A 13,651-nucleotide genomic window follows, 5' to 3' on the forward strand; every position below is an offset into this window, starting at 1 on the left:
TGGCTCGGCTCAAATATTAGCTGTGATAAGCTAATAATACCTGTTTCTAAATGTTGTAATGATGAGTCAAGCGCTAATTCCCAATCCTTTTATTCGTTGGCACTTTCGAGAGTTTCAAAGAAGAGGCTATAGCATCAGCCAAATTTGCCAACAGTTTGATGTGCCCGAGTCAGTCTTTGACTCTCAAGGGCAAGATATTAGCGCTGAAAGTTTTGCCAACATTATTAAGCAAAGCGTCGAAGTGTTAAATGATGAATCGTTCGGTGGTATTGGCACAAGCTTACCGATGGGAAGCTTTCGAATGATGACCTATGCTTGTATTAGCTGTGTCACATTAAAACAAGCGATACATAGGGCTTTTAATTTCTATCAATTACTCACTAACCAAATTCATTGGCAACTAAAAATTGACGGTGATAAATGCCATTTGGTTTTTGATACTAGCCTAGATGGTACAACAGGATCGAGTCATAACTACTTTATTATTTTTACTACTTGTATCATTTGGCGCTGGTTAAGCTGGATGATAGATCAACCAATAAAAATTGATAAATTAGACCTAATATTCTCTCCTGTATTTGCTCGCTCTTATCTACCAGGTTTATTCAAAACCTCAGTTAATTATGAGCAGCAAAATACGGTTATTACATTTGACAGCGCGCTACTTGAACTTCCTGTTAAGCAAACGCCACAAACTCTACAAACATTTTTGATAAATGCGCCTGAATGCCTCATGTCTCATTATCAATCAAGCATGAGTTTGACGAAAAAAGTGCAAGAATATCTAGAAAAAACCGAATATATTGGTGAAACTAATTTGCAACAAGCAGCGGAGCATTTCTTTTGTAGTGAGCAAAGTCTGATTAGAGGGTTAAAACAAGAAGGCGCACGCTTTAAAGATATTAGAGAAAAAGTACGTAAACAAAAATCGACATATTATTTGGTGAAAACAGGGCTCACCAATCAGCAAATATCTGCTCAATTAGGCTTTTCGGAAGTCAGCGTGTTTTATCGTAATTTTAAAAAATGGTTTGGTGTTACACCCAGTCAATATCGAGAAAACCCGAGAAAGTCCGAGAAACTTCATGAAAACTGATACTAATACCCAGTAAATTGTCAGTAACCGTCATGTTATTCATTTGATATCTCATCATAATGGTAAAAAAATTTCGAATGAATCGTCATGCAAGAGTATTTACAAGCAACGCCATTTTTTAATTATCATCATCCTCAGGTTGTCGAATTTTACGAGCGCTTACCCTTGTATAGTAATGTGCCGGATATAGAAAATGCCGTGACAATTTATTATGCCGTGCGAGATACATTTCGTTACGAAACGAGTGCGGCTTTTAAAGGCGTACCTACCCTAAAGGCAAGCTTTTGTTTCGCGGAACAACAAGGTTATTGTTTACCCAAAAGTGCTTTGATGATTGCGTTGTGCCGTTTGGCGGGAATTCCCGCGAGAATTGGTTTAGCGGATGTTAAAAACCACCTCGCTAACCCTCAGTTACTTGAAAAGTTGCAAACCGATATTTTTTCAATGCATGGTTATGTTGATGCGTTTTTACAGGGGAAATGGGTAAAAGCGACGCCGGCATTTGATATCGCATTGTGCCAACGCCATCACATTAATGCTCTTGAATTTAATGGTGTTAACGATTCTATTTTTCATGAATTTACTGAAGAAGGAAACAAGCATATGGAGTACCTAGTTGATCACGGTACATTTTCTGATATGCCTGTTAATTTTATTCTAGAGAATTTTTCAAAACATTACCCACATTTAGCTCATCTTTTTGATGTTGAAGATAAGCAAGCTTAGGTTATCGATTGAATATTTGGTCTTCTGTTGCTTGTTGTTTTTGAGCAGCTTCAAGCGCCATAAAGTTAGTAAAAAAGCTACTCACTTTAGGCCATTTTTCTCTGTCAATCTCATAACCAGCTCTTTCGAGACTCATCAAGTTACTGCCTATAGCAACATCAGCTACCGACATTGCGCTACCAATAAAGTAGTGCTCTGAAATCAGCTTTGATTCTAAGAAGTCTAATACCGGTGGGATCAGTTCATTAATGACTTGTTCTACGCGTTCTTCATCGGTTGTATGATCAAAGAATGCTGGCCCGACTACGCGCTGAAAATAGAGCGCGTTAGTTGCTTCGGCCATTTTTGTGTCGGCATATTCTTCAAGCCATAACGCTTGACCATACTTTTCACTATTTTCAGGGTACAGTGCGTTTTCTGGGTGAACACGTTCTAAATAAGCAATGATAACCGACGAGTCTGAAATCAATGTTCCCTGATCCGTTTGATAGGCTGGTATTTTGCCAAGAGGACTTGCTTCCCTGAACGTTGGGTCGTCACTACCCGGTGGTACCATTTTTATTTCAAAAGGTACTTGCTTTACTGTGTGCGCTAACATCGCTTTTCTTACATATGGTGAAGCAGGAACACCTAAAATAGTCGCCATTTATTATCTCCTTTTCAATTTATTCAATTAGTGTAGCAAGTAAATGTTGCTTGCATAGATATTCTTGTCATAAAAAAAGACCTGAGATTTGCTCAGGTCTTTTTAATTAACGTTACTTAATTTCAATACCTATTAATTTAACTCGGCATCAAATGGGAAGGCATCATTTTCATCGGCTACACCGTCATTATCGTCATCATCATCAACAGCATCTAACATACCATCACCATCAGAATCTATGTCGTAAACTTCATAGAAATTTAGACGTGGTGCGATTGCCATATAGAAATCTTCGATATCAGATGGGAAGTTCCAAGCATTATTGTTTTGCTCTTCCCATTCCAATACGTACAGACGGTTGCCAACTAATTGGAGTGGACGCCACGAGCGAACTCGCCAGCGATTACATGAACTGTCGCCAGCCCAATCACAATCGACATAGTTGCCATCAAACTCATGGGTGAGGGCAGTTAAATTAATATTGCCGCCATTCATTTCCCAGAACCAGCGATCCCAGCCTTGGCGGTAACTATCGAAATCAAAGTCACCGGAATAGATTCGAGTAGAACGGTTATCACTGCTTTCTAAACGATAACCAAAATAGTTTTCCGCTTTAACATCACCATTTTCGTCATACGCGTCTGGGTTTGTTAACGTGAAACTGTTCATCAAGTAGTTATCTTGCAGCGGCGTTATATCAACGGCGTCGCTTGCAGTGACGATTAACTCATAAGATGAAAGCATCGTTGCATTATCACTTATGACAATTACTGCAGAATAACCCGTTTCATAAGCTTCGACTTTCTCAACTTTAACCGTGTTATTGCCAACCGTCAGCACTAAGAGACCGTCTGAATTGATTTCCCAATCCATAGCCAGAGAAAATATTTCTGACATAGCCGTGCCATTTTCATCAAACGTAACAACGTCATGTTGTTTTCTTGACCATTGGTTTTCGTCATCAATATTAATATTAACGGGTAGTACCCAATCACTTGTTAGATCCTCTGGCGTCCAAGCGATACTCGCTAGCGAAACACGCGCCATCAGGTCAATGACTGTACCTTCAGAATCCGTAACAAACGGTATTTGATCTGCAGAGCCGGTAAGCTGTTCTCGTTCCCAATCATCAACGATTAAGTATGAAAGTTGTTGTACTTGCCAAAACGTATGCTGATCACCATCACTTGCCAATCGCTGCCATTGCGTTTCGCCCGCTGAGATAGATATCTGAATTTGATAATCACCATACTGGGCAATGAAATTATCGGCTTGCTCTTGGGTAACGATGCCGATCGCAACAAGGTTTGATACTTGCTCATAACTACTGCTTTCTAAGCCTTGAAAGTAGATAGTCATCACATCGCTTTCAATTGCGTAGTCGGCACTATCACTGCCAAAACCATCGCTTTTAGTCATAAAGCCTTGGTCAAACAGATACTGAGCACCATCAAGAATGCCAATACGAACTCCAGGGTCATCTAACGCAGATTCCGAAATTGAGATATAGCCGTCCAGTAGGTCATCTGTGCTAAAGGCAAGTGCAGCGCGTACATCATCGTTGTATGGATCAAGGTCAGTACCATTGGCCACTCCGTCACCATCGATATCGTCGTCACTATTATCACCAATACCATCCATGTCTGTATCTGATGTTTCAGAATCATCAAATGGAAATGCATCTTCTTTGTCTGGTACGCCATCATTGTCATCATCATTGTCAGCGTTATTACCGATGAGGTCTTGATCTGAATCCATTGACTCTGACTGATCATAAGGAAACTCATCATCAGCATCAGGCACGCCATCATTGTCATCATCATTATCAATGCTGTCGAAAATGCCGTCTTTATCCCAATCTATATCGTAAACTTCGTAGAAATTTACACGTGGAGAGATTGCAATATAAAGATCTTCATCCATTGATGGGGTAGTAAACGCATTGTTATTACGCTCTTCCCACTCTAGCACATATAATCTGTTGCCAACGATTTGCAGCGGTCGCCAAGTTCTTATGCGCCAACGATTGCAATAGTCGTCATCTTGCCAGAAACATGATGCGTACACGCCATAATCACTGTGCCATAAGGCACTAATTTTTATGTCGTTAGTATCATCTTGCATCCAGAACCAGCGGTCCCAGCCATCGCGCTCGTTAAACGAATTAAAGTCGCCAGTGTAAATGCGTGTTGAACGTCCCCCACCGGTTTCCAATCGATAACCGAAATAAGATTCTGAATTAAGCATTCCTTCATCATCATAGGCATCAGGATTGGTTAGACTAAAGCTATTTTGCAGGTAGCTGTTCAGTAAAGGGGAAATATCAATATTTGTCCCAACTGGTACCAATAACTCATAAGACGAAATGGTATTTTGTCCATCAGAGGCTTGAACGATTGCACCAATACCTGTTTCAAAATCATCAATCTTTTGAATGGTGATTTCGACGTTGTCACCCATGTCTAAAACGAGTATGCCATCGACGTCAATTGACCAGTCCATTGCAATATCAAAAATATCCGATGTCGCTGTTCCGTCACCAAATTCAACCACATCAAACTGTTTACGATTCCATTGTGATTCGTCATAAAAGTTGATGTTTACCGGTAATGTCCAGTTATTCGCTAAATCATCTTCCGTCCAGGCAATCGTATCAATTGTCGATAAATCGGTTAGTTCAATTAATGAACCATCTGATTCGGTAGCAAAAGGTACTTCGTCAATAGAGCCGGTTAATTGCTCGCGTTCCCACTCTGGTAATATGAGGTATTCTAGCTCTTGTACTTGCCAGAACCTATGCATTGGCTCAGTGCTTTCTAGTCGTTGCCAAAATGATGTACCAGTATTAATGAGCACTTCAATTTGATAATCGCCATGGTTAGCTTTGAAATCATCTGCACTTTGTTGCGAGATGATACCGATATCAACCATGTCGTCTAATGTCATGAAGCTAGAGCTTTCAACCCCTTCAAAATACAAGTTAAGGGTGTCGCTTTCTTCAGTAAAATTAAAGTCTGCGAAGCTACTACCAAAGTTATCACTTCTTATTAAGTAACCGTCATTAAACTCGTATTGCTCACCATTTATAGAGCCAATTCTTATTGCTGGCTCTTCTAACGCACCTTCAACAATTAAGATATAGTTCTCAAGTAAATCATCAACCGTAAAGCTAATGGCCTGAGTTACTTCATCATCATAAGGGTCTAAATCATCGTCATTTGCAATAGCATCGCCATCGATATCGCCATCACTGTTGTCACCAATACCGTCTGAATCAGTATCAGAAGATTCTGAGTCGTCTAACGGGAAAGCATCGTCTTCGTTAAACACGCCATCATTGTCTTTGTCGTCGTCTAATGGGTCTGGTATGCCGTCTTCATCAGTATCAACATAATCAAAAGCTTCAAGGATGTTAGCTAGTGCAATAGAGTTGAATAAAATGCCATTATCATCACGCATGCCTGCTTCTTGCATAAAGCCGCGACGAACATAGGTTTCTTCTTCAAGTTCATTGTCTTCGAACACAAATGGCATAAGTTCTTCACTATGCAGATCAAGGAACTCGACCAAGCTTTCTGGCACGCTAAATGAGTAGGTTGAAATATCGCCTACCATGGCAACAGTTACATCGACAGACTCATACAAGTACGGTTCATTGCCATTTTGCGGGAACTTATAGATATCAGCCTTCAGGTTGGTGCCATTGGCATTACCGTTATCTGATACTAAAAAGGCTTCAACGTTATAGCCATTCTCAGAGCCTATCCAAATAGCGCCTTGCATATTGTCTACTGAACTACCGGTTTGGTTAACAATATCATCTAGTGATTGTGCTAACATTGGGCCGATTTCATCCCAGTACAGCGGTACACCATTTTGGCAATTTAAGCCTTCGCCAATCCAATCATCGCACCAGAATTCATAAGTATCTGCAAGTATTTCAACAAGTGGCATATAAGCTATCGCGCCTTCACTAAAGACTGCATCTTTTGCTATTGCGCCATAAAATTCTTCTTCAAGTAGTGCCAATTGCATAATGCCGGTGATTGGCGTTGATACGAGATTAATGTTCTCATCGCGCACACCTGTTGTGATTAGTGCTGTTTCACCGTTTTCTCCAAAGCTTTCTACTTCAAAAATATCAGGATCTTGCACAATGCCATCAGCGGTTAGTAGGTAATCACTACTGCTCTCTTCTTCTGGAACAAATGCTGTCCATTGATCGGTTTGAGCATCAAAGTAGAAGATAGATTCAGGGCCACTATTAGTGATAACGCCGTATTCATAGAATATTTCACGTACTCCAGAATCATTTTGATCGGTGTCACTTTCAAACCATGCGATGCCGTCAGTGAACGCTGTTAGCTCATTTGTATCAACAAATTGTGTAGCCGTTATTACACCCGTGACAGCACACTCAGTGCCAGTGTCTTTATCAAATGTTTGGCTATAGGCTACCGTTAAAACGCCTGATTCTTTGTCATACGCGGCTTCTTGAGCTTCAAAGTCGTCGTCTTCGTCGATAGGCATTAACGTTATATTACCAGCGAGATCTACAGTACCTACTACGCCACTATCTTCGTCGGAATCATCAGCATCTTTTATTGTTAATGCATCTTGATTCATTGTGATATCAAGCATCCATGTATCTGCTTGATGGACACTACATTTAGGGTCTGTTTCATCAAATGTTATGGTTTCAGTGGCAAGCCATGTACCGTTTAGATCAAAGCTGTACTGGTCACAAACATCACCAACACCGTTTTCATCAATATCGGTTTGGTCAGGGTTAGCAACCATAGGGCAGTTATCGCTATTGTCACCAATAAGGTCTTCATCCAAATCATTGGTTTCAGTAGGATCATTTGGGAATGCATCGGCATTATCACCTACACCATCTTCATCAGAATCCATAGATTCTTCAGCGTCAAAATCAAAAGCGTCTTCGTTATTAGGTACGCCATCACCGTCGATATCAGTGTCGTTAACGTCAGAAATAAAATCACCATCAAAGTCAGCAGGTTGATCTTCACCATTTAATGGATCAGAACCCGCATCAACTTCATCTTCATCGGTATATTGATCATTATCGTCGTCAGGGTCAGCATTGTTACCAATGTCATCTTGATCACTATCTAACCATTCGTTGATATCTAATGGGAACATATCCTCATCGTCGGCAAAACCGTCACCATCATCGTCATCGTCGGTTGCGTTGCCAATGCCGTCGCCATCGGTATCAATGAAGTCGGTACCTGGATTAGACGCGTCGTTATCATCGGGATCTTGGTCTGCTGGCCAGCCATCTTGGTCTGCATCACTGGCGACACTTCTTGTGTCATCTAGCGGGAAATCATCTTCGGTATCAAGCACACCGTCGTTGTCATCATCACTATCACATAGGTCACCAAAGCCATCTTCATCCGTATCAATTTGGCTGGTATTTATTACTAGTGGGCAGTTGTCAGTTCCATTCCCTACACCATCATTATCACTATCAAAGCGCTCCGCAGGATCTAAAGGAAATGCATCGCTGCCGTCAAAAACACCGTCATCGTCTGTGTCGCTATCTAACGGGTCGGAACCTATTAAGGCTTCTTGCTCATCAGTTAAATCATCACCGTCATCGTCTTCATCGGTATTATTACCAATACCGTCTAAATCCGTATCTAGTGTTTCAGTAGGATCGCGTGGGAAGGGATCGTCACCGTTGAGTACGTTATCGCCATCAATATCGGTATCAGTGTTATCGCCAATGCCATCGCTATCAAGATCGCCCGATTCAGACGCATCAAGCGGGAAAGCATCGTCATCATCACTTACACCATCGTTGTCGTCATCGGTGTCACTGGCTAAACCACCTTCGTTTGCAAGGCCATCACCATCGGTATCGACAAAGTCTACTTCTGGTACGGTTTCGTCATTATCATTAGTGTCTTGCCCATCAGGCCAACCGTCATTGTCTTGGTCAACAGCATTTGAGCGGGTTGCATCTAGTGGGAAGTCATCGTCTGTATCAACAACACCATCGCCGTCATCATCGTCATCAGCATTGTTACCGATGCCGTCTTCATCGGTGTCGAGAAACTCAGTGTTATCTAATGGAAAATCATCATTTTCATCAATAACGCCATCATTATCATCGTCTGAATCTGAAGCTGCTTCATCAATATCTGAAGTTCTCAAACCGTCTGAAACGATATAACTGACATCTGGTATGCCATCGTTATCGGTGTCAGTATCAGCCGCCGCAGACTCTGGAAAGTCATCATCAGTGTTTAATACACCATCACCATCAATATCTGGTGATGTTTCAGCTGGTTTGACAACGATTTCTTCATCGGAATTCTCAAAATCTGATGTGTCAGTGTCATCTTGGCCTGTTTGCTCTGTTTCGCCAACAACTACATCTTTAACATCGGCGACGGTTCTGCCGTCTGGATCATTAGGAATAGGTAATGTGGAAGGGTCTTGCGCTAATACGTCTAGGGCTTCTTCAGGGTAGCTTGCAGTATCTTCACCATCTACCTGTCCATCAATTTTACCGTCTGATAAATCGGCAGCCATATCGTCAATAATATTGTTGGTCGATGAATCTGTGTCACCACTTAGTTGTTGCATTTGAAATACAACTGCCGTCAATGCTTCAACGGCACTGCGATAAGCTGTAGTTGATGTTTGCGCGTCAATATCAGTGGTTGATTCATCAATTAACGGAGGTGTTGTAAAAATATCGACTTCATCATCTAAGCCAAAACCCAAGGTAGATTTCACTTGGCTTTGGGCCGCAGGCATTGCTGCTAACACTTCTTCTAACGTGGTATCACCATCGTTATTACCTGTGTAGGGCGCAGTATCTGAGTCAGCATTTGAGAAAATTAACGAGACAGTCATATCTGTTAATGGGGTTGCGTAAATCGCAATCTCGTTGTCAATCATCTCTTGAGTAAGCAGGGTACTAACATTGGTAATTACAGGGGCTTGCCCTGTGGTTATATCAATGGTTCCTTCGATTGCTGTAATTTCGAGTAAGTAAGGTGGGGTTAATGGAAGAGTAAGGTTGAGGCCTTCAATTTGTGCTTGGTCATTGGTAGAGGCTGTCCCAACTATCTCTCCTTTAAAGCCTTCTGCACTTGTATCTATTAGATAAACGTTAACTTCAGCAAGAGCCATTGGCCCTTTTACACCACCACCAGAAAACGCTACGACTTCTGGTTCAGGAGGGGCTGGCGGTTCGGGTACTACGATTTCTCGAACATCGTCATTACTATCAGAACAACTTGAAATAAAAGATACCAGGCCAAAGAGTAGTATTACCTTTAAACAGGAGGAGCTTATTTTTTTTAACATATCCATACTATATCCCAGTGAATGTTAGTGCTTGATGAATGTCATTAAACTGTCATAAATGGAATTCATTTAAGTTACTTGAGATTAGTACAAAATTGGCATTTTCCAAGGTAACCTTAAATAAAATAAGGTTAATTGTTTGTTCAGGGGTAAAAAAAAAGCCCCTTACCAAAGAGATAAGGGGCAAATAATATAGGGTTTTATTATTATTTTTATTTGGTTTTTCTTAGTCGGTAGCTAGCTAAAGATAAGAATAGTAAGACGAAGTAACCCAAACTACCGCCACCGCTTGATGGTGAAGATGTTGGTGGCGTGACTGTCGGTGGCGTTACTACAATAGGGGCCGCTTCCACATTTACAGCAAATGATGTACTCGCTTGATTAGCGCCATCTGAAGCGGTAACGATAACTTCAAAACTACCAACTTCTGTTAATGTGCCAGAGATCATTTCATCGCTAACTGATAAACCATCGATACCTGATACTGAATAGGTTAATACATCTGATTCTGGATCAGAGAATACACCTGAGATATCAACGTTTAGGGCAACATTGCCCGAGTCAGTAAGTTGTGTATCAACATCGCTAATACTGCCGACAACTTCAGGAGCAAGATTAATTTCTTCATTTTCGAAACTAGTCAGTTCGATAAGTGTTGAACCAATATTGCGTTTTAACTCCGCTGTAGAGCCCATCTCAAGAAGACCATAATATTTTTTATTGGCTTCAAGTGCTTTGGATTCTTCACTAGCTGTTAAGTAACCATTAATTGTAAGGTTCACATCGAAGGCTTCATCGGCAACTACTTGAATTGGTGCGTCAATATCAAATGAAGCATCATCGGTATAGGTGATGTGTGCCACTTCAATTGTAACGTCATCAACTTCTCCGGCTTCTATACCCGTATAGTTATGAGCAAATATCCAGTAGTTACCAGCAATAGGAGTCTCAATAATACACTCTTCATTAGAGTCAACATGACCTGATATACAAACTAACGAGTAAAACATCTCTAAACCGTTAGGCAATCCATCACCGTCTTCATCAATACCGACAAATAAGTCCATATCTGGTGCAGTTGTATCAGTAATTTTAACGACTAAACGTTTAGTGTAAGGACGAACAATCGTTTCTGTTACAAATAGGTTGTCCATATTTGATGTAGGCGAATCTTTTTCACTAGTATTTGAAGAAGCACGAGCTTGACCAGAGAAGTCTTGAGCTTTAAATAAGCCAAAACCTTTAGTTTGCAAATCACTAGAGCCAGAGGTAACAACATCTTCAATCACTATTTCGTTAGTGACGTTGTTCACGTCACCTGTCACACGATTAACTACAATGCCCGCTTTAAACGCGATGGTTGCTTGAAAATGGGCATTACTAATAGAACTGTCACTCGGTGTTAAATCTACATAGCCGTGCACCCATTCATCTACCAAGTTCACATTTGATGACGCTGTAATTGTCAATTCTTGGCTTTCACCTGCTTTAAGTGTGAAAGTTGCTGGGCTAACTTCTAATTCAAAACCTGGGTTTAATAGCTCATAGCTTGCGGTCCACGTTGCGTCCTTAGTAGCCGTTACCGTGCGAGTCCATGAACATGATGTAACACACTCATTATCGACCATTGATGTAGAGTTTAATGTTCGAGGGTCGCCATTTAAGTATGGGTCTGTAGCTAAATATTCATCAATTGAAATATCAAGCAATAGACCAGCATTAATCGCATTATTAACGCGAATACTACCTGCACCTTGAGCAAAGAAATCTGAGCGAAGTAGCTCACCGTCGCCACCATCATCGGTATATGTCAGTTTATGTGCAGTCGACATAATGGCAGATTGAGCTTGTGCCGGTGTCCAATCAGGGTGAACTGAATAGATAAGAGCAAGTGCACCAGCAACATGCGGTGATGACATTGATGTACCACTCATCGTTGAATATGGAGCGGTTTGTGCGTCTTCAGTAAATGGTGCGTCATCGGCCATCGCTGCATAAATATCAACACCAGGACCGGCAATATCAGGAGAGAAAATATTGGTATATGGTTCGTTAGGACCACGAGAAGTAAAGTAACCTGCGATATCACCTAGGGTTTCATCTTTTGTGATTTCAGCGCCGGTAATTGTTGCAGTATGGTCGGTACCTGATGACAACCAGTCAACAATTGTTTTGCCATCAGTTGCGTTGACATGAATCGCAGGAAGCAAGTGTGTGTCAGCATTTACAGTTGCAGAGCCACCTTCAATATTAATTAATATTAAACCGCCAGCACCGCCTTCTTTTACGTTTAAACCTTTGCGTACGCGAGCAATCTCGCCACGTTCACAAACAACGATTTCACCGTTAAATGTACCTTCTTCAAACGGCGTAAGACACTGTGCGTCACCAAAATCCTCTGCTAATACGACAGTACCAGTATAACCATCTGTTGCACCTTGACCTGTCATAGCGTTAGGTGTTGAGTCACCGCCACTAAAGCCTTCAATTGTTTTATCCGTAAATGACTGATCGTGAGTATAAGCCGCTACCGTTGTGATCCATGGTGCGTTACCCGGTGAGCCAATGGTTGATGCTTCGGGCCCCGCGTTACCTGCAGAGGTCGCTACATGAATACCCGCTTCACGCGCATTTAAAAATGCTAAGGCATCAAGAGATTCCCATGGGCTTCGAGGTGAACCACCTACAGAGTAGTTAAGAACGTTGATACTATTGTCAATTGCATGTTCAACGGCCTTCACCGTTAGTTCTGTATAACACCCTGAAGAAACGTCACATACTTGATAACTCACAATATTTGCATGAGGAGCGACGCCGCTCATCGAGTCTAGTTTAAATTCAGTTTTACGTGCAATAGTGCCAATGTCATCTTCTAATGACATGTATAAATCCACATCATTTAAGATATTACCAGCAGCTGTTGATGCAACATGGCTACCATGGCCTTGGAAGTCATAACCAATGAGTACTTTTTCATCGATTTCTTCAATGTCGTTATTAATGACTTCAGGGTAACTGTTAATAATTTCAGGGTAGCTGATAATGCCAATTAGCTTGTCATTACAGAATTTAGGATACGTTTGACAGTCACCTAGGTAGACACCTTCACCTAACGGGTTGGTGTGATCGTAGCCGTCACCACCAACATCGGCAAAAGAAGGGTGGTAAGCGTTAATACCTGTATCAATAATACCTACGATAGTTCCTTCGCCTTTTGTACCTATATGTTCAGCAACACCAGCCCAAACATTTTTAGCGCCAATAAACTCAGGACCAGAGGCCGTATGTAAATAGTGCATTCCTGCTTTTTGTACTGCACGCACTTCTTTTTGTTTGCTAAGCAATGCCGCTTCAGCTGGCGTTAATTCAACAGCCACTGCGTTTAGCACTGTTTGATAATTATGTTTTGGTGAAAAATCTCGACCTAAAATTCGCTTGGCTTTTAGTGCGAAGGTGTCTTGTTTATTTTTTAGGTAAGACTTGTATTGAATACTTGAAGCTGATTTTGTGTTTAAAACACCGTTTTTAGTTACATTGGCTGAGTTTGCCGCAATGCTTGTAGCTGTGTAGCCTTTTAAATCACCAGAGTAGTTGGCAAGAGGGCTATCGGTAAATTGAACAAAGTATAATGAATCTGAACGTGCTTTATCTGCACGCATCATCTTGATTTTTTCTTTAGTCGGATTAATTTGGTGAGTAGCGCGCGCATCATCCGTTGCCGCATTTATAGATGTCGAAAGTGCACCTGCTGCAATCATTGCAATATAAGAAACTTTAAAATTCATAATTGGATCTCGTATTAAGATAAAGGAAGCTCTAAGGAGCTTCCTTTA

Annotated in this window: 5 protein-coding genes; 2 read left to right on the forward strand and 3 right to left on the reverse strand. The window is 41.2% G+C overall.

All coding sequences use genetic code 11. The features are described from left to right. Nucleotides 1–61: 61 nt before the first annotated feature. Both QQK02_RS05715 and QQK02_RS05720 read left to right on the forward strand, forming a co-directional pair. Nucleotides 62–1,096, forward strand: a complete 1,035-nt coding sequence (locus QQK02_RS05715) for a helix-turn-helix domain-containing protein (RefSeq protein ID WP_284207013.1) — start codon at nt 62–64, stop codon at nt 1,094–1,096. An 87-nt stretch (nt 1,097–1,183) separates the two neighbouring features. Beyond that, complete coding sequence (locus QQK02_RS05720) at nt 1,184–1,822, forward strand: transglutaminase-like domain-containing protein (RefSeq protein ID WP_284207016.1); 639 nt, start codon at nt 1,184–1,186, stop codon at nt 1,820–1,822. Nucleotide 1,823: 1 nt separating this feature from the next. Here the strand turns inward: QQK02_RS05720 and QQK02_RS05725 are convergent, their stop codons facing one another. The 3 genes from QQK02_RS05725 to QQK02_RS05735 form a co-directional block, all read right to left on the reverse strand. Then, complete coding sequence (locus tag QQK02_RS05725) at nt 1,824–2,468, reverse strand: glutathione S-transferase family protein (RefSeq protein WP_284207017.1); 645 nt, start codon at nt 2,466–2,468, stop codon at nt 1,824–1,826. Between the two features lie 132 nt (nt 2,469–2,600). After that, the gene (locus QQK02_RS05730; protein WP_284207018.1) at nt 2,601–9,824 is read right to left on the reverse strand and encodes a thrombospondin type 3 repeat-containing protein; all 7,224 of its coding nucleotides are present in this window, start codon (nt 9,822–9,824) and stop codon (nt 2,601–2,603) included. Between the two features lie 206 nt (nt 9,825–10,030). After that, complete coding sequence (locus tag QQK02_RS05735) at nt 10,031–13,603, reverse strand: S8 family serine peptidase (RefSeq protein WP_284207019.1); 3,573 nt, start codon at nt 13,601–13,603, stop codon at nt 10,031–10,033. Nucleotides 13,604–13,651: the final 48 nt, after the last annotated feature.

The sequence above is a fragment of the Thalassotalea eurytherma genome (assembly GCF_030161415.1).
GTDB classification, from domain to species: domain Bacteria; phylum Pseudomonadota; class Gammaproteobacteria; order Enterobacterales; family Alteromonadaceae; genus Thalassotalea_G; species Thalassotalea_G eurytherma.